The following is a 24,845-nucleotide window of genomic DNA, read 5'->3' as shown; positions in this document are numbered from 1 at the left end:
ACAATAATAAGTCAACCACTCAGTTAAATATTAAAACCCTGATTTTTCTACTTAGATTAGAAAAATTAGGGTTTTATATTCCAAAAAATGTATTACCATATATTATCTGTGTTTTGTAGGCAATGCCCCATATAGTAGGTGGCTTTATTGAGCTGTTAAGTACCATAACAATTAGCTAAAACTGCCCCACTCCCAACCGCTCCTTCTTAAGCAGCGGGATAATTAACGTCATGAATAAACAAGACTGCCGACAGATCGGCAGTCTCTTTCATGCATTGCATGTATTCATTTTTGTTCCGAATGGTTCCCATGTTTGTTCGGTTTACTATCTACAGAAACGAAGATGGGATTGGAGTAGAACCACAGATCACTATAATTTCGTTTGTTAATTTCCGCAAAACGCATCTCATGGTCTTCGATGTCCGTCTTAGGATCCATTAACGGATTACCGTTGCTTGTTTCTCCTGCTACATTGACCCCAAGGTTGGTACCTCTTAGACGGAAATATTGATCCTTCGTGGCTACGGTTCGATATGTGATCACGTTGTATCCGTCCCGATCAGTCTTCCAGTCTTTGCTTGTAAACCGCTTAACGACTTTGGTAGAATCGTTGGTACTCTTGCTATATGCAGCCGTGCCTGGCTGTGCCTTACCTATTACATCCCCTGCGATCAGATCGACATGATCCACCTTTACAGCATCGCCATTGTTATTTTTCTTCGGGCTTTTGAAGCGGATGGTGATCTCGATGGGCGTTCCCTTCTTAACATGAAGATCTCCACCCATTTCTGCCTGCTTGTTACCATGACGGACCTGGAAGTCCAGTGCGTTAATCAAATCGCCGAAGACAGAGAATGATTTACCTGAACGCATACCGTCCAATACGCTTTGCATGTCTTGGCCTTGTATCCAAGTGTAATTCTTGGCGTATTGACCTGGCCAATATCCGCTGGAATACAACCGGTTTTCACTAATCTCAAAATGCGAATCCGAATTCGTGAAATTCCAGAACTCGCGTCCTTCTCCGAGCAAAGCATCCCATACGCCGCCAACCTTGGCGATCATGAAGTCAGCGCCGCCATAAGTTCTGTTTTCCGGCGTTGTCAGGTTTAAGCCGCCTCGATCCGGCTCCATCTGATTCCCGGGCATGCCTTCCATTCCAAATACGACGTTCGGAGCCATGTTATTGAAGTCGCGAATGTCCGCAATGGTGTACACGGTTTTTCTAGAGGGATGGTTGAGCAAGGCGTAACTGCTATTCCGATAATTCTTCTCCAGCCAAGCCAGTGCCGTGCGAGCATCCTCCCGTGTCGTAAATGCCCTGCTTCCTTGTTTATTCCAATTCGCAACATCTGCGGGGTCGAACAACGATTCTTCACGGTTGGTGAACAGATACTCAAATTGACTGACGGCCTTCAGGCTAGATTCTGAGCCGAATTTGCCCGCAATAATACCGATACCCACATGCTCATAGGTAGGCATATCCCATTCAAACCCCGAGAAGATAATTTTGTTCTTATATTTCCCTGCTGCCTGAAGCTGCTTGATTCCGGGAACCTGGTACTGGGCCAGTCCCTGAGAGAGCGGAATAGGTCCGCCAGCAATCGCATTCCCATCTTCATCCCGTGTAGAGGTTCGAAGATGATCAGAAATTGCAATCCAGTCCAGATTGTACTCCTGAAATCCATGGTCCAGCACTTCTTGCAGGGATTGACTGGCATCATCGGATTGATAAGTATGTGCGTGGTACTCACCCGTCATCCATTTACCGTTACCTTCCGGCTTAAACTTGTAACCTTCTTCCTTCGCCGCATGGACAACCATGCCTTGCGAAAGAATGGACAAGCTGAGCGCCAAAACCATGATGGTTTTCTTCTTCAGCTGCACTTAATGGCACCTCCGAGTTGAAATAGTCACCGAACCATCTAAGCTTAATGCTCCAGGATTAGGAGATTGTCATCACAAATCGTTGATTGTGTAAGAACCGAGTCTTCAATTTTTCGACTACTAAATCTCGATGCCTTCCAGCAGGTTGAATATCCGATATTTAAAGTTTCAACACAATAATGGTATACATATTATATATTATATAAACTTATGAGATGACGACAATGACTATAACCTACGCAGGGCTATAGTCATTTGGGGATATCTTAGTTATGACTGCGATCTTTTTCCCGGATTCGTGAACGACGCACCAACTTTACCTGTCCATTCACTCCAGAAGGCAATGCTGATTTTCCATATAAATTCTCAAGAGTATTCGCTGCACGTATAGTGATTTGGTTGTTCCCCTGCCCTGCATAGGACGTGATATTCCAGTGATAAGGCGGCCATAAACGGACACCTGCCTCCCTCTCATTCACATATAAGCAAGCTGTCTCCCTGATATCCTCGGCTTCCAGCCATAACTCATCATCTGATGCTAGTCGGAGTTGAGCCATATCCAAATTTACTTGCTGAGTGTAATCTCCCGCTCCTGAATAATAAGGATAGCCGGCCGAATCCCAAGAACCAAACATATGTTCCGACTCCGCATTTAGTGTCATATGACCTTCTATTATAAATGGTCCTAACAGAAAGGCTGGAAACGAGATCGCCGCCATCGGCTCCAATAAAGATACCGTCAGAATCTCCAGCTCATTCTCGCCCGCAACCAAATGCTTAGTGATATCTACACGCTTATAGTGGGAGTCCTGCCAAGTTGATGGGCGCAGCGCATCTTGCCGGACGCCATTAACAAAAATCTCAAGATTCCGCCTGCGCTGCAGGAAACCGATATGTGAAGGGATGTTCTGCTCAACATCGTCCAGAACCAGCTCTATCTCAGTCGGCCTGTCACTTCCGGATTTATTCGAAGGACCAGAACGACTCGCAGACTGCACAAGGCCTATCAATTCCTGTGTCATGGTAAACGTAGTCCGATACGTATTCACCTGTCCGGGCATCGTTGCATTCATTTTGGACTGTCGGTCATTCAAAGTGACCTGCCATTGATCGAGCAGAAGAACGTTCGGCTCAGTGGTTTGGAACTGCCATGGATCCTGCAGAATAGCCACAACTTCGGAGATGCTGTTCTCTTCGCTCCTGTTAAAGAACGTATGTTCTTGATGCATATATGAACTCTCACCAGATGTAACCGAGAATATGCGCAGCTCTCCAGGCGCAAAGGATAGAGTTGCACCATGGCTCAACTGCTGAACCTTTCCGCTCTCCAAGTCCCATTCTTCCATACAATCCTTCGCTGCTCCTGGATTCAGCCTGATCGTGACAGACTGCTCTGACCAATTCATCAGCCAAGTATGCAGCTGGTTGTCGAACATACGTTCCACATAGATCAAATCCCCATTTCGCCCATCTTCAAGCTGCCAACGCAGGGTCGGTGAAATCCTTAGCAGCCTGCTTACATGAACACAAAATCGCTCAAACAGATCTGGCAGTGGTACCTTCTCTTGCTCATCAAGAGTTGCAGCACGGTCGTTACATACTCCCTCTTCCTGGTCATGGTCACATACAGAACTATGATTGTCATCCATGATCATGGACGCTTCATGAGCCGTATCCTTTAGGGAATAATACTGAGTGTATCCCTTCCCCATTGCATATATTTCACCATGCCGCGGATGCGGCTGAAATAGCTCATTCATAAGCTTCGTCAGCTCTGGATCCTGCCGCATACGCTCGCTATGCTTCGGAATAGCCCCTACCGCAATGAGCGTTCCACCCTGTTTAACGAAGGAAACAAGCCTCGCGGCGACATTCTTGGACATCACCTGAATCCCCGGCATGATCAAAACCGAATATATGTTCTCATCCCCGCAGAATCGATACCCTGCTCCAGGAACGATTTCTGCCTCTCTCAGCTGGCATTCATCGACATAATCATAATCAATGGAGCTGCGAAGCAGGCGATCTGACAAGATTGAGAACCATTTGTCAGCAGAAGGATGTTGATCCGATTGCCCGGACAGGAACATACATTCGTACACCGTGTGGATAGGGGACAACAATAGCACTTCGGGCTTCCGCTTCGTCGAAGCACCCAGTACACTCAAACGTCCGATATAATCAGCAAAGGACTGATAATGCGGCCAATGCGGCGCATGTTTGAATTCGGTCGGCGGGAAATCGGTCTTCCGGTATCCTGCAAATGAATAATAGAATGCATGAGGGATGAACAGGTTCACACCCAGAAATGCCATGAAATTCGCATCCAGCCGCCGTTGGCGCATGGAGTAGCCGTGACCGCTTGCACCGAAGGATTCGCAGATCACTCGTTCCTTCCCGTTCAGTTGTGCGACAGAGGCCGCTGTTTTAACGGACACGATGCGGTGTGGATTCTCCTTCGTGCCGATGCCCGCCGTGAGATAATCCACCCCTGCGTAATGGAACTGCTGCAGCACCCGCGTCTGATTCCCTTGGGATCGGGCCTGTCCCCAGACCGGCTCCTCCAGCGTATGACCGATGTATAACAAGCCATATTGCTCACACCATGTCCGGATAGCTGCATGATAGCCCTCAACGTACCAGCGGGTAATCGAATCATAATATTGCTGTTTGGTTGAGCGGCTAGCCATCCGCCATGCCATATAATAAAGCGCCTAGTCTTGGGACCAGATCATACCCGTTCTCCTCTTGAAACCGCTCCCTCATCCCAAATGTCCAAGCAAAAACCATGCCCGGCAAGGTAGCGCCTACATCATTCACCGCCGTTCGGATCGCCTCCACGCCGAAGAAACCATCATGGATCATAAGCCCTGGCTCGTCGGTAAACACACCTTGAATGGTGGAGCCGTAATATTTCTGCAGAGGCAGAAACGGTTCATATGCCATCTGAATGAAGGTCTGAACGGCTTCCGGATTAAGTGTATCCAGATAATACCCTTGGGCAAACGTGATGCCTTCCGCGATTTCGCAGGACCAACAGGCCAGCACGATATAGGCGTCCTCCGTAGTCGGAGTCCAATCCCGTCCCCATAAATGTGTAATATCTTCGGGATCGTCATGCAGCAGCCATTCCTCGTCACTCCGGGTAGCACGATAAGCCAGAATGGCGATTAGCTCATTATGATCATGGCAGGCAAAATCCAGCCGTATTGCTTCTGAATCTGCCGCGCGCGAATGCCTTTTCTCCTCCACCCTTAAGTAATGCATGCGATATTCCGGATGCTGCCGCGTCAGCTTACCGCCCAGCGTGCCGCTTGGCCAATTATCCTCATCGTACAGCCAAACCACCATATTTCGTTTCTCGCACTCCATTGTGCAGAATTCCAGTACCTCCATAAATGCTGGCGACAGGTATGGAATTTGCATACCATGACGAGCATGCAGAACGACACCCCCAACACCCGCTTCAAACATCGCTTGAATCTGGCTCTCCAGTTCCGCCTTCTCAAGCTCATGGTTCAAAAACCAAAAAGGCTGCGGACGATACGCGGCTTGCGGATTCATAAATTCCCGCTTCAATAGGTTGAAGTCCATACGAGCTTCCGGCTTAACGTTATTCACCTGCATCACCTGTCTTCACTCGAATTTGCGGTTGATTCATTCATGAACTCTTTCATGAGAAGTTGGATGAAGAATCCCCCGACAACGGAACGATTCTGGAAATTCATCTGCCTGCCGGAGATCGTGTCATACCAATCCGTTACCGGGACGCGAGCGGAGGTCTCATTCATGAAATCCCATAAAGGCGAGATCAATGATTGGAACAACTCCGGCGTAGTGCTCATAGAGGCACACCATACCAGCCAATCGGATTTTGTATACGTATCGCGGCTGTCCAGCGGATAGCCATACCGGTTCTGTTGCTGCTGGTAATATGCCAGCTCTTGAACCGCAACCTCTTCCGGAAACAGGTGCAAACCAAGCAGGCGGTCCCACACCAGATTGTATTTCATGCTCCATGAATCGTTCGGACTGTCAAAAGTCAGTTTATAGTGATCTCCGGCATCAGCCATGGCTACCCATTCATTGGCCATCTTCTGCGCGGCTTCAAGGTAAACGGCTCCTTCCTGTAAATTGAGTTTGTCGCACATATACGCATAAGCAGCAATGCCCAAGATCGCCTTAATGGAGAGGTTGGCGTTGTGTGCCAAATGTCCGGCAAAATCATCGGTACACAGCTGATTTTCAGGATCAAGTCCGTTCTGAAGTAAATACCCCGCCCATTTCGTAAGAAGACCCCAGTGTTCCCGGGCAAACTCCGCATTTCCCTCATACTTGCTCACCGCCGCAGCCATCAAGAGCATGTTCCCGCATTCCTCAATCGGCATTTGGTACTCAAGCTTGTTCTCGCCGTAAACCTGTCCGTTAGCCTTAGGATAAGTCCCTGCGTCATGCGGGGCAAAATCAAACGTCCAATCACGGCTCATGGCATATCTATAAATCGGACGCATCATGCCTTTAATCAATTCAGGGTTATATCGAAGGAACAACGGAATCGACGGGTAGCTGACATCGACGGTAGCAATGCATCCATTACTGAAATTCTCTTTGGAGAAAAATAGAACAGATCCCGCTTCATCGGTTACCAATTTATGCGCGGCAATCGCCTGTCTGTACGTTAACGCCAGGATATCCCTATACTTCTCACCGCCTGCGGCTTGGCTCTCGGTCAGCAGTTCCCGATTAAAGCGATCACATCTTCGCTGGATCTCTTCATATTGCTGGGCGCTCATTAACAGCATGTCTCGGAACGTTAACCCGTTTCGTTTCCAGTACGCATCCAGCGGTTTGTGAAAATATTCGATAGCGTGAACATCGTCATACGCAAGCATCAGGTACTGAGTCACTGGCTCTTCCTGGATGACACCCATATCAATCTCTGCTGCCATGATCGGCATGTTATCGGAAACAGCTCTCGGCTTCTGAGTATCATCTTCCGCTGGTAATTGACCGCTTAGAACATACGACTCGCGAGTTGATGCGGAATGAATGACCGTCTGGATATGAGGCGTACGAGGAACCGCCAAATAGACGTATCCCCAATCGATTCTCGTATCGTCCCCGGCAAGTTTTAGAACCGGCTGTTCCACGGTGCCCATCGACATGGCATTCCATTGCCCATCCATCACATGATGCTCCCAAGTCACCTGTTGATCCGGTGTATCAACACACCATTCGCCTGTCACATCGAAATAAATTTTCACTTGATGTGATGCTCCATCCATAGAACGAACCTCATACGTCACATAGGTGACCGGCCTTGATAACACATCGAGATCATCCAGCAATAGAGGTGTGGTGAACCGAACCTGAAGCTCGATGCCTTCCCCCTGGAATGTATACCGGGTGGTTACTGGCTCGACCGTCAGATCGGTTTGATCAAGCGTCTCAGGTTCTTGATGGGTTGAATCCTGCATACCCACTCTCCCCATAAAGCGTCGGGTCTTGCCATCAATGATCGCAAGTCCCACCATACCATGGATCTTGTTCGTCCAATGCCGGGTATGATCATCGTACAGTTGATCCGCAGCGGACCATACACTGAAATAAGGGTCTACGGTTACCAGAGGTACGGACGGAGGTCTAAAAGGTCTGAAATTCGTTGTCATCTACATTCAACTCCTTTAGTTTATTCTTCATGACGCCAAGGATCTCCTTGCGATTGGGAACATAATACGGCGAAAGGCCTCGCCCTCCTTGTGCGTCAAGGTGCTGCGAAGCCTTTTGAGGTTTGCCGGACTCCCTTATTAAGGGAAGTCATGATTACGGTCAGTTCGGCATTTGGACAGTCACTACTTCTTTTCCTTGCAGATTTTCGTTCGTGAACTGCATGGCTTTCTCATATCCGGTGTTTCGGAGCTGCTCGCGAAGGTCGTTAATGATGCTCATCGCAGCTTCATCCGATTTGGCAAACACTGCTTCCTTCCAGGCATCTCCCATTCGATCCATCGAAGGTTTCAACATCTCCCATTCCGACGCTTTCGTAATTACGTCACCCGGATTATACGCTGTAATGACATGAATACCGTTCGGACGGAGGATTTTGCGAGCTTGCTCCATGGCATCAAGCCGTTCCTGTTCGGCCCAGATATCTCCCCCGGCAGCGGAATTAATACGGTCCAGACCCGTCAGTGATTCAAGGCCGATGCTGATGCCCTCGTTCTTGCGTTGCTTCATGTTGGTATCCGTGCTGAATTTGTCAAACCATTCTTGATTGGCAGCAGGCTTGCCGTCCTTCATGTCCCAGTGGACGCCCTGCACCCCGTACCGGGCCAGCATGAAGCCTTCGTCCGAAGCCATGAAATCGAGAAATTTCAATGCTGCGTCCACGCAGGCGCCCTTGCAGTTCTTCGTGATCGCTGTCACGTTATTGCCTTGAATACCAAGATCCACCGGCCGGTTCGGCTCAACGTCCGCACGCTCCAACGGACCGAGTGGAATGTAGTCGCTTCCTGGATGGGAGGTGACATATTCCTTGGAGGCGTCCAGTATAGCCGGGTAATGCGCGGCTAGGATGGCGATGCGACCTTGATTGATTTTCTCCTTGGCGATCGGATCTGTCTGAGTAAAGGCTTCAGGATCCAACAGCCCTTCCTCGACCAGCTTACGATAGAATAGCGTGTATTCTTCATAGCCTTTGGTGAAGAAGTCACGTTCTACCGTTCCATCGCCTTTGTCAACATAGCTGGCCCCTGAGTAGAACATGGTGTTGCCGATACCCACGGCCCAGCCGTTGCTGAACCCGCCAAGCGGAAAGACCGGCTGGCCGTTCTCCTGCAGCTTGGCGTCCTTGATTTTTTTGAGGAAGTTATAGAAATCCTCCTTCGTCACGACAGACTGCGGATCGACGCCGACCTTCTCGGCGATGTCCTTGCGAACGTAGAAGCCGTAGAGCCAATCCATGCCGTCCTCGTTGGTCGCAGGCTGATTTTGGAGGAGTAAATATTTTTTGCCGTCATAAGCATCAATCGCTTTTTCGTATAAAGCAGGCGGTACATTTTCTTCCGCTATGGATTTGGACAGATTCGGGTAATCCTTCAATTTGTCGGATATATCAACCAATTGTCCTTCCTTGGCCGCCTTGATGATGCCGTCCAGTTCCCCTCCCCATGCGGGACCGGTATAAATATCCGGCAAATCCTGCGTGGCGAAGATCTGGTTGACCTTCTCCGTTTCACTGCCTTTGGTATATTCCCACTGAAGGGTAACACCGGTCTTCTCCTTAATGACTTCCTCCACAGGAGTTATCGTATCGGAGCCGTTGGAACCGTTCCAATTGTGCAGTATTTTGAGTTTGTATGAATTCTCTCCTTCAGCGCCTTCTCCGTTATCTCCGTTCCCTGATGAATTCGTGCAGCTGATCAACAAACCGCTTACCATGATGGACACGAGCAATAGGGATATGCCTTTCGACCAAATCCTGTTCAAACCAATCGCCTCCTGGAATATGGATTTCCATGATCTTGTTACAAGCCTTTGCAAATTCCGGGTCAGGATGACCTAACCTTTAACCGAACCGATCATAACCCCCTTTACGAAATACCGCTGCAGAAATGGATAAATACACAATATCGGGAAGACCGTGATGACAAGCAAGGCCATGCGGAGCGATTCTGGCGTTGCTCCTGCGCCGCTGGTACCTCCAATCGTCTGTCCGCCCTGCTGGGCTGCGCGCTGCATCGAATTGGATAGCGCCTCTGCTTCCGTCAGCATTTCTTGCAATAGAGTCTGCACCGGAATCAAATCCTTGTTGGATACGTAATAAGCACCCGAGAACCAGTCATTCCAATGCGACACCCCGATAAAGAGCGAGATGGTGGCCAGCACCGGCCCGGAAAGAGGCAGTATAATCCGCAGGAAGATTTGAAAATCGCCATACCCGTCGATGCGGGCCGATTCCTCCAGTTCCTCCGGGATCCCCTGCAGAAACGTCCGAATGATGACGATATGCATGAAATTGAACAGCATGGGCAGCACGTATACCCAGAAGCTGTTGATCAGATGCAGTTTCTGAAGCGTAATGAAGAACGGGATGAACCCGGCACTGAAAATCGTAGGCAAAAAGATATAAAAGGTAAAAAAGGAACGGCCCGGCAGCGTCTTTTTGGAAAGCGCATAGGCCATAAGCGTAGACAGGACCACATGCAGGAAGGTTCCCAGCACGGTGCGCATGAGCGTAATTTGATACGCTTTCCAAATGCGGGCGTTATCGAACACCTGGGCATAGTTTTCAAGCGTAAATTTACGAGGAAGGAAATAAATCGCCCCCTGCATCGAATCCTTGCCGTCATTCAGGGAATAAGCCAGGATATAAATAAACGGGTAGATCATGGAGAAACCAACCAAAGCAAGAAAGGTATAGTTCACGATTGAGAACAGGGACCATTTGCGTTTCATAACGTCACCTCCTTAGAACAGGGATACATCACTGACTTTGCGGGCGATCCGATTGACGGTCAGAACCAGGATAAGCCCGATAATGCTTTGGAACAGTCCGACAGCCGCGGCGTAGCTGAGACGCCCTTCCCGGATACCGGAGTTGATCGCGTGCACGTCGAGTACGCTGCCCATGCTCGCGGTTGCAGGTCCATTCAGGAGGAGCAGCTGCTCATAACCCGCACTCATCAGATTGCCTACGGCGAGAATGAATAATATGATGGCCACATTGCGGATACCTGGAAGGGTTATGTGCCACATCTGCCGAAATCGGCCTGCGCCATCCATCTTGGCAGCCTCGTACAGCTGCTGATCGATACCCGCAATGGCGGCCATAAAGATAATGGAATTCCAACCGATGTTCTTCCAGATATCGGAGCCCACAATCATCTGATAGAACCAGGTGGGGTTGTTGAGAAACTGGATCGATTCCGTTCCTAATGAACCCAGTAAGTCATTGACCGGACCACCATACGGAGTAAGCAGTCTTTGCATCAACGTGACCACCACGATCCAGGATACGAAGTACGGCAAGTAAGATAGGGTCTGAATCGTCTTCTTGAATTTCAATTTCCGGACTTCATTTAACAGGAGTGCAAGAATGATCGGCATCGGAAATCCGATCAGCAGCTTCATGAGGCTGATGATGACGGTGTTGCGGATGATGTCGCCGGATTGATAATAATTGAAAAATTGTTCAAAGTACTTGAAGCCTGCCCATGGACTCCCCGTGAATCCGCCGACAAAGGTATAATCCCTGAAGGCGACTTGAATTCCATACAGAGGCACGTAGGAGAACAGGAAGAACCAGACAATGCCGGGCAGCATGAACAAATAGAAAAGCTTGTGCTGCCAGATTCGCTTCATCAATCGATGGTTTGTTATTCGTTGTTTAATCACATTCCCACCTCTCCTTTCTCATGGGGGGCGGATAGTCGCCCCTGCTTATACCTGCGGTAATTTTAATCGCAGCGTGATGATTTGAAATGGCGTGAAGGCTAATGCGATCTCCGATGAATCGGCAATCGGAAGCGGAGCAATGATATTCTCCATCAAATCAGCCATCCAGGCTTCGAGTGCCTGGAATCCAAGCCGGAGGGCCGCTTTGGCATGAGTTCCGGAAGTTTCATACAGCCGGATGATGATGTCATCGCCGTCCTCGGCTTTCTTGACGGATTCCACCATGATGTACGGATGGTCCGGCTCCAGAAATGCTGTCGTATAAGGCAATTGTCCGTTCTCCGGATCGGGCGGAGATGACATGGAAACCGTTCGAAGCGGGATGTTCAGTTCATGACCTCTTCGATAGACTTCGGCCTGCACATGGTTTCCTGGATGCGGATATAACGAATACGCGAACGCATGTTCTGCACGATCCGCTGCCGGATCCGGATAGGAGCTGCTGCGCAGCAAGTTCAGATCCAGCACGTTCTCGATGACCCTATGGCCATACTTGCAATCATTGAGCAGTGCGACTCCATAATCCGGTTCGGACAAGTCGATCCATTGATGTGCGCATATCTCATCCTTCGCGAAGTCCCACATCGTATTGCGGTGAGTCGGCCTGCTCAAGCTGCCGAACTGAATCTCGCAATGGACCTGATCGGCACGGATATGAACCGGAAAAGAGGTGCGCAGCATTTTACCGTCTTCTCTCCAGTCCACGCGGGTCTCGAAATCAATCCGCCGGCTGCCCTCTGTCAGAACAACGGTTTGGGAGAGCGAGGACTCCCCGTAGCTGTATTCGAAGAACAGCCCGATTCGTGGACCATCGCGAAGCTCGCGGATGCGGCGCAGAATTAACGGCATGCCCGGATTTACTGCATAGTCATGACGGAAATCCCAAGCGTCCCCATTGTCATGATAGACGCGAAGGTCATTGCCCAGACGGCCTTGCGGGATGACTTCACGAGCCTCGCCTTTATCCAGAATCGATAGGATGGCACCGTTTTGATCAAATTGCACGATAAAGGTATCGCTCTCTATGCTGTGTCCTTCAGCTGTAACACGTATTCCCGAATCCCAGGTTTCCGGAACCATCTCAATGCTGGACGCTGCTTCATCCTCTGAGCTTTGATCAACTCCATCTGCCATCACGGTATAGCCCATAGATGGAACCCGCACTTTGCGCCATCGTCCTTCCATGTGAAGCCATTCCTCTCGTGTCCAAGGCAGTGAATTGAATACCACGATCCTTGCGGAGCCATCGTCTTGAGATGTAATGTGATCGGCTAAAAAGCTGTAGGTGTCCGTGATCATGGCTTCTGTCTGCTGTAATAGTTCCTCATACCGTATGAGCGACTCATCGTACACACGCTGGATGGAAGAGCCCGGAAGGATGTCATGGAACTGATAGAGAAGCACTTCCTTCCAGATCGTCTCCAGCAGCTCGGATGGATAAGACCGTCCTAACCGGGCGGCCGCCAGTACGGAGGCGAACTCCAATTCGCGCAGCGCTTTCTCCATCTTGCGGTTATACCGCTTGCTTCTAGCCTGACTGGTGAGGGTACCTTGATGCTTCTCCAGATAAAGCTCGCCGCGCCAAGTCTGGAATCTCGCCCGCTCTTTATTCAGCCGTTCGAAGAATTTCCACGAAGGCTCCTGCGTGACGGGGGACAAGCCAAGCAGGTTCTTCTCTCGTGACAGCCGCTCCAGATGCTCCTCACCGGGACCACCGCCACCGTCTCCGATCCCGAAGAGCATCAGCGCATGACCGGATACATTTTTATCCAAGTACTCTCGCTCTGCCTTCACGATGGAACGCGGAGCCGCCGGACTGTTGTAGGTATCCTCGGGCGGCATATGCGTCAATACGGCCGAGCCGTCGATCCCCTCCCACAGAAAGGAATGGTGCGGATACCGATTGTATTCGCTCCAGGAAAGCTTCTGGGTCATCATGTAATCGACGCCGGATTTCTTCAATATTTGAGGCAAGCTGGCGGAGTATCCGAACACGTCTGGCATCCAGAGCGACTTCATCTCCAGCCCGAATTCCTGCTGAAAGTAACGTTTGCCGTATAAAATCTGGCGCACCAGAGATTCGCCCCCGGGTACATTGGTATCCGACTCCACCCACATGGCACCTTGGGGTTCCCATCTGCCTTCGCGTACCCGCTCCTTAATCTGGGCATACAGCTTGGGATAACGCTGTTTGATCCACTCGTACAGTTGGGGCTGGCTTGCGCCGAACACATAATCAGGATAGCGTTCCATCATGCGCAGCGCGGTTGAGAACGTTCTGGCTCCTTTACGGATCGTCTCCCGGATCGGCCATAACCAGGCTAAATCGATATGCGCATGGCCAACGGCGCTGATCGTGAGGACATGATCGCCTCCCTGCAAGCTCAGCTGCTCACCCAATCGTTTTTTCGCTTGCTCTAAGCACTCTTCTGAAAACTCTGCCAGCAGCATAGAGACGTCATAGAGCGTCTGATACATCCTCTCCTTGCGGGCGCTTCCGTCAGGAAGCTGCTCTGCCGTTTCCAAGAGCACCTCCGTATCGTAGTAGAGGCTTCGGATATCCTCCCGGCTGACCGCAATCACTGCCTCTTTCAACGTTCCTCCCCGGTAGTTACCGAATAAATCGTTATTGCCCCCATCAGCCCACACTTCAATTTCCTGCCCGTTCATAAACATCTCATGAAGCTGGACAACACGCTTGCCGGGGAGCCCTAATGAAAAATCGAATTCAGAATTAACGGTGGTCAATCCTTGTACAGGTGATCCTTCTTGATCGACCAAACACAGCTCACCGCTCACATCCAGCAGCAGGACAACGTTTTCGCTTGGGCTAGCTTCCGGAATCCTGCCTGAAAATCGAAACCAGGCACAGTCCCACAACAATCCCCATCGCTCTCCATGAGCCAGTGTAACTTCCGTGCCGGACATTCACTCTTCGTAAGTTACCGGCTCGGGAGTCACCCATGCCGTCACGTCCAACTCGGCAACCGGCTTATAAATGGCCTCCCGAAGTTTATCCAACATCTGTTTTAACGGCTCTCGTCTGATCGGTTCGTATGGCATGATGATCAACTCCTCTCTATTACATCAATCTGTTGCAGGATCAGGAGTTAGGAGCCCAATTGACATGAAGCTCTGCATTGTTCTCGTTCCCATGCTCGTATCGAAGAAGCACCGTCCTCGACTCTGGATCCCACTCCCAGATCGCAGGTATCGCTTGATCTTGGACCATATAGTGGGCGGATATCGGTTCGGCCGGACAATACAGCCGCGCTGTTGCTTGCATGTTGGCCGGACCTTTTGCTACAAATCGGAATCCTGCGGCGGATTTGGACAGACCTTCTATGCGGGAGGAAGCAGCCATGACGAATACTTCCCCAACTGGTGGACGTCCGGCTTCAACATCATAGAGCAGTGCTTGTTCTCCGGCATTTAAAGCCACCTGGCGCAGAACAGGCAGTTTCGAGTCAAACAAGTCAACAACCGGGCCTGGAATGACCAGCCGTTCATCGTTGACCGATTCATCCAGCGCAGAGGCGATAATGTAAGGCCCACGTTTGATCTTAAAATACGGCTTCGGATGCCATTGGAGATCTGGCCCATGAAGGGTCTGAAGTGTTTCTTTCACGGACTGGCGCAGGCGGTCAGCCCCTGTCTTGGATAGGGAGAAGCTTGCCGGATGCTCATCCAGCCAGCAAACCGCTCCTTTTCCTATCCGATGAACGCCCTCTCCCATCCCCTCAAGGCCAAGCTGTTCAAACAAATGCGCTCGAGGGGAGATGTACGTCGTTTCGTTATCTCCCACTTTGCTGTCCTTGCCGTTATAGTTCCACCATCCACGAATGCCGTGATAAGGGTCACTGTCATCGCCGACATAGATTAACGCCCCGCCATCGTGCACCCACTGCGCAAGTGCATAATGAATGTCCGGATACTCCGGCTTGATGAATTCATAACTCAGCACAAGCGCGCGGTAGGATGCCAGGTAACCCGGATACCGCCTCACATTATCGAGCTGGAGCGGACGAACCGGAATTCCGTGTTTCAGCAGCGGCAGCGCAAGACCGTAAAAAGGGGAGAAATCCAGCAGCTCCGTATCGCCATTCTCCTGGAACCCCTCAGGATCCGTTCCATCGTATTTACCGGCTTCGGGTGCTTTCGGGTCGGGCTTCATCCGCTGAAACATTGCAGAGTCTGCGATCAGAACACCCACTTGTAACGAATCGCCTTCTGTTTCAATCACATCCTGGTCCATATTGCCGAGCGTGTGCATGACCTGCAGTAGCGTTGTTGCATAGTCAGCCGGGATATGCTCCTTGCCAGAGCCATGATCAGATGGATAAGTTCCTTTAAAGATTCTTCGCGGCCAAGGTGAGACTTCGTAATGGGCGACACCCGGATGCAGAAGCGAGGCAACAACGGTCTTCAAATAGTTCTGTTTGTAATCCGTCCAGGTGTGATTCGGATTATCTTCGATCGGATCATGCAAGAACCACATGCGCCGATCCGTTCCCCGCACCAGCTCCTGCATGATGCCGTATTCAAGGTAAGCGGTTTCAAAAGTGCGTTCCTTGCGCACCCCTTCATACACATTGGGGGTCCTCGATGTACCCGTCCAGATTTGGGCGATATAGCCGTCGATGGATGGAAGCTCAAGGAGCCCGGATTGGGGACTGACAATTCGCCACTGCGTATAATTGATCAAGCTATGGGTCGGGACATAGAACCGAAGCACGCGGCCGTAGCGTCTTAACGCATAATCCTTCATCTCGGCACATAAGCGGTCCAGAACGCGGGTATATAAATACGCTTTCAATTTCGAAGCCCGATATTGTGCATCAGGCGATGCGTGAGGCGGAATCCACGGTTCTTTGTAATACAACTGCCACTCCCGTTTGAAAGCCTCTGAATATCCCCCGTTCACCCAGAATTCAGGCTCCTCCAGATGGATGGCCTCCACGCCGGCATCAACGGCAATGCGTATTCGATCTGCTATATAGCGGCCGAAGGAAATCGTGGGCACCATGTAAGGAATAACCGGCTGATCGCCGTGAAGGATCATCTCCCCGTGACGGTCCATTTGGGCTTCATCCCAATGCGAACGGCCATCAACCTCGCCATCCAGGTAGCTGTTGTATGTTCCCCAAGCGACTCCTGTCATCAGATGGACGACGTATCCTTTTTCCTTCCATGTCTGAATACGTTCCGGCATCGTATCATCAATCCCGTAGACCATCACAAAGTCGGTCTGCAGATCATAATCGGGATGATACGCAGCCGATTCCTGAAATCCGGTCCGTTCTTCCTTTCGATCTCTTGTCACATGCTTAGCCTCCCTGCTCGTGTTGGATATGGGTTGCATGTATGATTATCCATCATTTTCTAGAATATAATATATAATATTAATATATTCAATATGTTTTTTATATCAGCATGAAAAAAGCCTTCTCCGCTTTTATACGGAAAAGGCTGTTCTTCTTCGAGCATATCAGGTTTTGGGAACGGTCCCCGAGGTTTGACGTATCACCAGTTCGGGTTCGATCAACACTTTGCTGTAACTCTTCATTTCTCCTTGGTCACGCAATATGTCCAGCAGCTTGCTGGCCGCCCGGTATCCCATATCCCGCTCGAATTGCTTAACATGTGTAAAGATGCTGAATTCCTCCACGATGGAAGTGGGGTCATCGAAGCTTACAATCGATACATCTTCCGGTACGCGTAGTCCCGCTTGCTTCGCCATCTGATAGATCTGCACACCCAATCTTCCGTTAAGCGATATGTATGCCGTCACCATTCTGTTTCGGATATAGCGGTATAAGGGGTGGGCTTCCGCATCCTTCAGCACGCTGAGCGGCTTGAAGTCCGTAATCATATGAGCTGGATTGATTAGCGCGCCCTTGTCTTTCAATCCGTCCATATACCCTTCGATCCGCTCCTGTACCGTGACGGTTTGAAGCGGAGAATCCGAGCAGATGGCAATATCCCGGTGACCAAGCTCCCACAGATGCTCAACCGCGAGCCTTGTGCCGATTCTTCCATCGGCCGCAATATAATGTGTCTCGACTCCGGGCAAATACCGGTCCATGAGTATAAACGGAAAACCGGATAACTTCATGCCGAGTATCTCTTCGTTATAATTCTCCTCATCAACCGGGAAGATAAGCAGTCCTTCTGCGCCCAGCGCTTTCAGTTCTTTAATGGCGTTCTTTTCCTTATCAAGCTTCCCGTCGGTCAACATGATCATGCTGCGATAGCCTTTCTCATTCAGAGCTTGCTCAATGCCATCGATGAGCCTGATGGCAAAATAATCATGGATGGTCGGCATAATCACGCCAACCAATCCGGTTGTTGTTCCTTCCCTCCCCTTAATCGCAACCACGGCCGTTGATGTCGCCGGCGGGATATCCGCTTCTTCCGCTACAAAACTGCCTTTGCCCGGTACGCGGGCAATCAATTTTTCATTCGCTAATCCCGTTAAGGCATTCGCCACCGTGATTTTACTGACATGGAACTGATCCATCAGTTCCTTCTCTGTCGGTATGCGATCACCGGGCTTCATATTTTCTGATGCTATAACGTGTCTGATATAGTCCTGGATTTGTTGATACAACGGAATACGATCATTTGCACTCATTCTAATCACATCACCAATTCATTCATAATATTTGAAATATATAATATATCCTTACACATACAAGCGCAATAAACAAGCGTGAGCATATCCGCATTTAGAAACGTCATAACCTCGTTATCATCCTCTTTTTTATAAATGACTGATTCCCAAGAACGGTAGGAAGTTTTGTCGAATCCCTTGAAAAGTTATATTTGTATATATTTAATATGTGTTGTGATGCGATGTGTTACATGGCCAACCGGCCGCAAAAGGAGGACAGATGTTGCAGATACACACGCTCCAATTTTGAACCATAACAAGGAGTGAATTCGCCATGGCTCGTAGATTCACGCTTCTCTGTTTAGCCTTCCTCTGCGCTTTTTCTTTAACAGCTGGCGCAGCCTACGCTTCCGATGCGGATGTACAATCCGCTAAACCTGACGGCTCCACAAAACGCGAACTGCCAAGTTTCAAGAAGCCGAAGCATCTGGACGTTGCCGATATTTATGATGCGCCAGGTGATGTCAAATTGCTGCTAGGAACCTTGCAGGGAATCGTTAACAGGGAACAACCCCGAATCTATCTGATTGAATCCCAGGAAGAAGGCAAATGGACCTGGCTTGAGGATATGGACGTGCCTTACACGCTTCATCCAGATTATTGGGAAGTGTTCTCTGCTTATCGCAGCGAAGCCAAAGGCATGATTGTATATGATCCTGAGGTACCTGATACGATTAATGTCGCTACCACGCTCGCAGGACTGAAGAATGCCGTGGTTGCCAGCCCGGAGCTGGCCGTCAAATTGTCCAAAGCTCCGTATAAACTGAAGATCCTTGATGATCTGCGAGGTCAATTCGATAATCGGATTGACGCTTACACCTGGCAGTATGAGAACCTGTGGAAGCAGACGACACATCAGATGTTAATCGGACTTGATCCGGATACAGCGATTCGCATTCCTCCAGGTCTTCCTGAATCATTTGTTACGATTGCCGAGGAGAAGGAGCAGGTTCGGGATGCAAGCAATCGGAATACGTATTCTCTCGACCTGTCCTCTCACCTGGGAACATCAGCAGTTTATCTTCGCTTTGATGATGCCTTCACCCAGGATGGTTGGGGGCCTGCGGTACACGAAGTAACGGTCAAAGCTGACGGCACAGAGATTGCGCACTTCATTGCGGGAACCCCGGAAGAAGAAGCCTATCTCTATGACAGACAGAATTCCAAATTTGCCGAAGGTCAAGGCGGTCACCGCTTCGCCGACAACGGCAATTATTTTGTATATAAATTCTCCCCTCCTGCCGGAACGAAGAGCTTGACCGCCGAAGTGGATATGTGGAACCAGTACAAGGTTTCAGCCGGGAATATTCAGCCACCCTCTGCCGAGCAGCGTGAACCTTATGCGTATTTAAGAGATTACGCTGTCGCCAATAAAGCAATGGTATTCTGGCTGGATTCCAACGTGCCTGAGCAGAAAGCGCTCTTCGAGAAAATCATGTCTGATGTCAAACCGGGTACCCCTTATCTCGGCTGGTTCAGCAATGATGTAGAAGGCGAGTTCAGCTCGGTCGAGATTGCGTCCCGTTATGGCGTTTATGTTCTGGCGGCGGATTGGTTCAGCAATCTGACTGTTTTCTCGGGAACCAAGCCGAATTTCAAATTGGCGAAAACGCCTCCCAGGCCCGCCCTTGAGAACAAAATCTATGTGACCTATACCTTTACCGAAGGCGATAATTTTCAGTATAATCAGCATCGCATGCGCGTGATGTGGGATGATCCGGCCAGAGGCAAAGTTCCGATTAACTGGACTTCCAGCCCGCTGCTCTACGAGGGTGCCCCTGCGATATTGAATTATTATCTGAACACGGCAACCGAGAACGATCTGCTGATTGCAGGACCTTCCGGTGCCGGCTACTTCTATCCGGGTCCGTGGCCTGATGCAAGCTTCCGGCCATTCCTGCAGCAGACAGAACAATATTTGAAAAAGACAGGAATGACGATCCCTTACGTGCTGAATCGGGTTGACGGTCAGAACATCCCGCTCACCCCGTTTAAAGCATCCGCTTACGAGAAGGATTATAAGGCGCCCGGACTTTTCATTAGCTATGAAGACAACTATGGCATAGAAATCCTTGGCGGGAGCATGCCCGTCTCTACGATTCGCGGCATTAGCACGGCGCAAGACGGATTAAAGGTCCTTCAAGAAGCGAAAGCGAATTGGGACGGCAAATCGCCGCTGTTTATTTCCTTCGGCTTGCTCGCATGGAGCATGACCCCATCCGATGCACTGGCGCTTACCGAGCAGCTCGGAACGGATTTCAAAGTGGTCCGTGCCGATCATTATTTCTCCTTAATACGAGAAAGCTACAACTTGCCCGCTGCCAAGTAGATAATGGCTTACTAGCACTCAGGAAAATTCATAGAGGCGTCCTAACCTGAGAAATCGGGTTACGACGCCTTTTGTACATGGTGCTTATTACGATACACACCTGCCAAACATGATGGCAACGGCATTTTCGGATATATACTTAATATCATTAATTACATTTAATTAATCACGTTAACTATAAATGTTTAATCGCATTAATTATAATATTTAATTACATTAACTATTGATGTAATGTCCTCCTTAATAGTATGATTCCATCCATTCAGTGCCCTTTCTGATGGAACTGTGATCTGGTTTGAGATGCTCAATGTACAGGCGCGATGCAAGCGTGCCTGTTTCTTTTTTTGCCCAGCCAGGTTGTAGCCCATGATTCCAATAATTATTTCTTGGGTAATCGCAAAAACCACACACATTCGACATAAGACATGTCGTTGCTCAGAAATGAACCATCCGTCATATTCACTGAGCAAGCAGATACTGGTTCGTATTGGATCTCATACCTGTCGTGATAAGAATACTCATCCAGCGTAGCGTACATAAATTTCAGCAAATGGTAAATACTCACTGTATTGAATTAGCATGTATTCCCCCATATGGAGACTAGTATAATGCCCACTAGCAAAAAGATATCCATCATTGACGTTTTCTTTATCATGCTGCTTTCCTTAGGGATTACCAACCATGTCATCTTGATCCCGCTGCTGCTGCAAGCCGCAAGCCGCGATGCATGGATGGGCACGATTGTGACCATGATTCTTCACATCGGCTGGGTGTATATTCTCTACTTCATCATGAAGCGAACCCACAACCAATCCATATTTGCCTGGTTTCAAGAGCATTTTGGTAAGACGGTTGGCCGAATATTCATTACCATCTCGAGCTTCTACTTTTTTGTGATGGCGATGGTCATATTAAGAGAAACCACAACGTGGATCAGGGTCACATACTTGCCTCAAACTCCCAAAACGGTTGTTTCGTTGGTCCTTGTACTGTTATGTGTATATGTGGCCTATAACGGAATTCGTTCGATAGCCATCATATCCGGAATTCTGCTGCCCTTCGTATGGTTATTGGGACATTTTGTGGCTGTATCCAATCTGGAGTACAAAGATTATTCCTTGTTAACGCCGCTATTTGTCGAGGGCTATACTCCCACGCTGAACAGCATGGTCATTGCGGCAGCCGGCTTTATGGAGATGATTGTCCTGATTTTCTTTCAGCATCATATGAAACGCAGGATGAATTATTTTTATATCGTGTTACTGTCACTGCTGTTAGGTGGATTAACACTCGGCCCGTTAATGGGAGCGATCGCCACATTTGGACCAATTCCTGCCATGCAGGCACGCTATCCGGCATACGATCAGTGGATGCTCGTCACGATCACGAAATATATAACGCATGTCGACTTCTTGGCATTGTATCAGTGGATCTCGGGTACACTCATCCGAATCTCCCTGTTTCTGTTCATTATCACCGACGGCATGGATCTCAAGAAGCCAAAACACCGGGCTTGGACGTTGTTAGTGCTCGGGGTTATCCTATCCATACTGACTCTGAATTCTACAATTGATAGACAGATCGAATTATTCGTCCTGGGAAAATATTCGCTGGCTTTCCTCTGTTTCGTTGCATCCTTAACGCTAGTCATTGCTGTCGCTGTTTCATTTAAAGCTAAGAACAAGGGAGGTCAGAAAACATGAAGCACCATAGAATCCGAAATCGAATGCTCCAGCGTCAACCTAAAGCAAGCGGAGAAGAAGTGAAATCAGCTCCAGAAGCGACAGCAGATGAGGAAAAAGCTGATCTGGAATCATTGAATGAAGAATCTTTGCGTGCCATGTTTTCCTCTTCCGCCGATGTCATCATCACCTCATACCCCGGTAAGGACAAAGGAGCGGTTCCTGTTCTCCTCCTCTATTGCGAAGGAATGATCAATTCGATGGTCCTTACGCAGTATGTACTCCCGAATCTGGAGCATAAGCTGGGGGACTCATCGGAGTGGGATGAGCTTTCCAACATGCTGGATAAGTCGATGGAATGGAACCGGGTGGAGCAGCATGTCGAAGTGATGAAGCAATTGTTTGCGGGACGTCTGATTCTGTTCTTTTCAACCCATCAATGTTTTTACTCCATCGACATTGCCAAGATGCCGAAGAGACAGCCGGAGGAGTCCAACACTGAGGTCGCCATCAAGGGTGCGCGGGACGGGTTTACCGAAGATATTAGCACCAATGTGGCACTCATCCGCAAAAGGCTGCGCACCGCCTCGCTGCATCATGAGCGGTCGGTCGTCGGGGTCCGCAGTCAAACCAAAGTATCGCTCCTTTATATTTCCGATATTGTGCGTCCGGAGTTTATCCAGGAAGCCAAGAAACGCCTGGATGAACTTAAAGTCGATGCTCTGGTCACCAGCGGTCAGTTGGAGGAAGGCATCTGTAAGTCATCACTGTCCCTGTTTCCGCTCGTTGATTATATCGGAAGACCCGATTTCGTGGTTGAATGCTTGCTTCGCGGGCGATTTGTTTTTTTGGTTGACGGGTCGCCGATGGCCATCATCGGTCCGTGTAATCTCATTGAGCTGTTAAAATCCCCCGAAGATTCGTATTTCCCGTTTTATTTTGTCACATTCGAACGGTTGCTTCGGTTATTCGGTCTGCTCATCGCCATATTCCTGCCTGGTTTTTGGATCGCATTGACCAGTTATAACATGGACCAGCTGCCTTTCCCGCTACTTGCTACGGTAACCAATTCCAGATTCGGCCTCCCCTTCTCCGGCCCTATGGAAATATTGATTATGCTGGGCATGTTCGAGCTGTTCCGGGAAGCGGGAATCCGCCTCCCCAAGGCGGTCGGACAGACAATTGCCGTTCTTGGAGGGTTGATTATTGGTGACGCTGCAATACGGGCGGGTCTTACATCACCTACGATGCTTGTCGTTTCAGCCACGACTGCCGTCGCTACGTTTACCTTGGTCAATCAGACGCTAAGCGGAACCGTTAGTGTCATTCGACTGTACGTGCTTGCATGGTCCTCTTTGCTCGGGACGCTCGGTTTTTTCATAGGGATGATGAGCATCATCGCTTATCTCTCCGTATTGGAATCCTTTGGCCTTCCGTATCTTGCCCCCTTGTCACCGTTAACGCCGAAGGATGTGGTAAGCGCCATTCTTAAGAAGCCTTGGTTTTATAGCAAGAGGAGACCTGAAATGCTTAATCCGATAGATGGTACATCGAAAGAAGGGGATGGATCATGAGATGACGACCTGTATCCGCTTCTTAGTAAAAATCATGTTGGTCCTCCTAACGTTAAACGTCCTCTCCGGTTGCTGGGACATCAAAGAAATTCAGGACATGAATTATATTACGGCCATTGGCATCGATTATGAGGATGGGCATTTCGTTGTGTATACCCAGATGGCGGATTTCACGTCCGTTGCCAAGACAGAGACCGGAAACTCCGGGAAACCCGCACAAGTTTGGACCTCCACGTCGCGAGGCAAAACCTTGGATATGGCCATCAATCAACTGTACGATACCGCTCAGCAGCGGACCATCTGGAGTCACATTTCCAGTATCATTATCAGTGAAAAAGTACTGAAAACCCAGATCATTTCGCAACTCGATACCATCGCCCGGTATCAGGAAGTCCGTCTGACACCGTGGGTGTTCGGGACTCGGGAGTCCATTGAGGATCTCTTGACGGCACCGGCATTTTTCAATCTCTCCCCCTTGAGCACGTTGTCCCATGAACCATTGGAGGAGTATAAACAGAAATCGTATATCGTTCCCCTTCGGTACTTCGATTTTTTGGCTGTCATGACCGAGCCTGCCTGCACGGCCTTGCTTCCTAACCTTACCGTGGATCAGAAAACCTGGGAGAAGGACAGAAAACCTAATCCCAAATTGCGTGTTGACGGTGTATTTACCATCGTCAAGGACACCATGAGTGCGATCTTGACCAACGATAAACTTAACGGATTACGCTGGGTACAGGCCAACACGAAACGTTCACCCGTTCTGATCATGAATGATGAAGACTATGCTGGAGTCGTGGTTCTTCAATCGCCCAAGATTCGCAAGGAGTTAAAGATCGTAAATGGGGAGCCTAAATACGAACTCCATGTTAAATTAGACGGAAACGTCGTTGAAGCGCTTGTCGATTTCACCAAGAGCGACTATGAACGGGAAGCCGCAAAGATTGTAAGGCAAGAGATCATCGATACCTTCAGAAATGGGCTGAAAGCGAAAACTGACATTTATAGCCTTGAGCACATTCTGTTTAAACGAGAACCGGGTCTGTGGAAAAAACTGAAGCAAACCTCGCCTCTCATTATAGATGAGGACTCATTGGCTGTCGTTCAAGTTGATATTCATTTGGACCATGTCGGCATGAAACTGCTGCCGCGTCGGGATTAGGGTCGCCTGAGTTTTACAGCAAAACAAAAAAAGACCAGCCATATTCAGCATCGTGAACTGCACCCCATTTGTTAGACATATC

At 49.3% G+C, this 24,845-nt stretch carries 15 protein-coding genes; 4 read left to right on the top strand and 11 right to left on the bottom strand.

All coding sequences use genetic code 11. The features are described 5' to 3' along the window. Nucleotides 1-285 precede the first annotated feature (285 nt). The 11 genes from PVOR_RS16920 to PVOR_RS16880 form a co-directional block, all read right to left on the bottom strand. Nucleotides 286-1,887: a hypothetical protein gene (locus PVOR_RS16920; RefSeq protein ID WP_006210620.1), complete on the bottom strand. Its 1,602-nt coding sequence runs from the start codon at nt 1,885-1,887 to the stop codon at nt 286-288. Between the two features lie 266 nt (nt 1,888-2,153). Continuing rightward, entirely contained in the window at nt 2,154-4,589 is a 2,436-nt protein-coding gene (locus PVOR_RS16915; protein WP_006210619.1) for a glycosyl hydrolase, read from the bottom strand. Continuing rightward, complete coding sequence (locus PVOR_RS31910) at nt 4,570-5,508, bottom strand: hypothetical protein (protein WP_234972997.1); 939 nt, start codon at nt 5,506-5,508, stop codon at nt 4,570-4,572. Before PVOR_RS31910 ends, PVOR_RS16915 begins: the two co-directional genes overlap by 20 nt. A gap of 5 nt (nt 5,509-5,513) precedes the next feature. Continuing rightward, nucleotides 5,514-7,556 carry a glutaminase family protein gene (locus tag PVOR_RS16910; RefSeq protein ID WP_006210617.1) on the bottom strand — a complete coding sequence of 681 codons (2,043 nt, stop codon included), beginning with the start codon at nt 7,554-7,556 and terminating at the stop codon, nt 5,514-5,516. A 160-nt stretch (nt 7,557-7,716) separates the two neighbouring features. After that, nucleotides 7,717-9,375, bottom strand: a complete 1,659-nt coding sequence (locus tag PVOR_RS16905; RefSeq protein ID WP_006210616.1) for an extracellular solute-binding protein — start codon at nt 9,373-9,375, stop codon at nt 7,717-7,719. Nucleotides 9,376-9,447: 72 nt separating this feature from the next. After that, a complete protein-coding gene (locus PVOR_RS16900; protein WP_006210615.1) occupies nt 9,448-10,344 on the bottom strand; it encodes a carbohydrate ABC transporter permease in 897 nt (298 codons plus the stop codon). Between the two features lie 12 nt (nt 10,345-10,356). Then, the gene (locus tag PVOR_RS16895) at nt 10,357-11,283 is read right to left on the bottom strand and encodes an ABC transporter permease (RefSeq protein ID WP_006210614.1); all 927 of its coding nucleotides are present in this window, start codon (nt 11,281-11,283) and stop codon (nt 10,357-10,359) included. 45 nt (nt 11,284-11,328) lie between these two features. Beyond that, entirely contained in the window at nt 11,329-14,271 is a 2,943-nt protein-coding gene (locus PVOR_RS16890; RefSeq protein WP_006210613.1) for an alpha-mannosidase, read from the bottom strand. Continuing rightward, nucleotides 14,272-14,406 carry a hypothetical protein gene (locus PVOR_RS32580; RefSeq protein ID WP_006210612.1) on the bottom strand — a complete coding sequence of 45 codons (135 nt, stop codon included), beginning with the start codon at nt 14,404-14,406 and terminating at the stop codon, nt 14,272-14,274. Between the two features lie 40 nt (nt 14,407-14,446). Then, a complete protein-coding gene (locus tag PVOR_RS16885; protein ID WP_006210611.1) occupies nt 14,447-16,666 on the bottom strand; it encodes a hypothetical protein in 2,220 nt (739 codons plus the stop codon). A gap of 165 nt (nt 16,667-16,831) precedes the next feature. After that, the gene (locus PVOR_RS16880; protein ID WP_006210610.1) at nt 16,832-17,977 is read right to left on the bottom strand and encodes a GntR family transcriptional regulator; all 1,146 of its coding nucleotides are present in this window, start codon (nt 17,975-17,977) and stop codon (nt 16,832-16,834) included. A 313-nt stretch (nt 17,978-18,290) separates the two neighbouring features. Between PVOR_RS16880 and PVOR_RS16875 the strand changes: the two genes are divergently transcribed. The 4 genes from PVOR_RS16875 to PVOR_RS16860 all read left to right on the top strand — a co-directional run bounded on the left by PVOR_RS16875 (nt 18,291) and on the right by PVOR_RS16860 (nt 24,763). Then, the gene (locus PVOR_RS16875; RefSeq protein WP_006210609.1) at nt 18,291-20,345 is read left to right on the top strand and encodes a GxGYxYP domain-containing protein; all 2,055 of its coding nucleotides are present in this window, start codon (nt 18,291-18,293) and stop codon (nt 20,343-20,345) included. A gap of 608 nt (nt 20,346-20,953) precedes the next feature. Next, nucleotides 20,954-22,048 carry a GerAB/ArcD/ProY family transporter gene (locus tag PVOR_RS16870; protein ID WP_006210608.1) on the top strand — a complete coding sequence of 365 codons (1,095 nt, stop codon included), beginning with the start codon at nt 20,954-20,956 and terminating at the stop codon, nt 22,046-22,048. Then, the gene (locus PVOR_RS16865; protein ID WP_006210607.1) at nt 22,045-23,601 is read left to right on the top strand and encodes a spore germination protein; all 1,557 of its coding nucleotides are present in this window, start codon (nt 22,045-22,047) and stop codon (nt 23,599-23,601) included. Before PVOR_RS16870 ends, PVOR_RS16865 begins: the two co-directional genes overlap by 4 nt. Beyond that, complete coding sequence (locus PVOR_RS16860; RefSeq protein ID WP_327196558.1) at nt 23,570-24,763, top strand: Ger(x)C family spore germination protein; 1,194 nt, start codon at nt 23,570-23,572, stop codon at nt 24,761-24,763. The genes PVOR_RS16865 and PVOR_RS16860 overlap by 32 nt, the downstream gene beginning before the upstream one ends. Nucleotides 24,764-24,845 lie beyond the last annotated feature (82 nt).

Origin of the sequence: Paenibacillus vortex V453, assembly GCF_000193415.1 — a bacterium.
GTDB lineage: Bacteria > Bacillota > Bacilli > Paenibacillales > Paenibacillaceae > Paenibacillus_AQ > Paenibacillus_AQ glucanolyticus.
Note: the sequence above shows the minus strand (reverse complement) of the source record. Positions and strands in the feature narration are given on the sequence as shown.

Coding starts and splice junctions, on each gene's coding strand:
- PVOR_RS16865 (WP_006210607.1), top strand. CDS start 22,045: ATGAAGCACCATAGAATCCGAAATCGAATGCTCCAGCGTCAACCTAAA.
- PVOR_RS16890 (WP_006210613.1), bottom strand. CDS start 14,271: ATGTCCGGCACGGAAGTTACACTGGCTCATGGAGAGCGATGGGGATTG.
- PVOR_RS16875 (WP_006210609.1), top strand. CDS start 18,291: ATGGCTCGTAGATTCACGCTTCTCTGTTTAGCCTTCCTCTGCGCTTTT.
- PVOR_RS32580 (WP_006210612.1), bottom strand. CDS start 14,406: ATGCCATACGAACCGATCAGACGAGAGCCGTTAAAACAGATGTTGGAT.
- PVOR_RS16870 (WP_006210608.1), top strand. CDS start 20,954: ATGCCCACTAGCAAAAAGATATCCATCATTGACGTTTTCTTTATCATG.
- PVOR_RS16910 (WP_006210617.1), bottom strand. CDS start 7,556: ATGACAACGAATTTCAGACCTTTTAGACCTCCGTCCGTACCTCTGGTA.
- PVOR_RS16900 (WP_006210615.1), bottom strand. CDS start 10,344: ATGAAACGCAAATGGTCCCTGTTCTCAATCGTGAACTATACCTTTCTT.
- PVOR_RS16915 (WP_006210619.1), bottom strand. CDS start 4,589: ATGGCATGGCGGATGGCTAGCCGCTCAACCAAACAGCAATATTATGAT.
- PVOR_RS16860 (WP_327196558.1), top strand. CDS start 23,570: ATGGTACATCGAAAGAAGGGGATGGATCATGAGATGACGACCTGTATC.
- PVOR_RS16880 (WP_006210610.1), bottom strand. CDS start 17,977: ATGAGTGCAAATGATCGTATTCCGTTGTATCAACAAATCCAGGACTAT.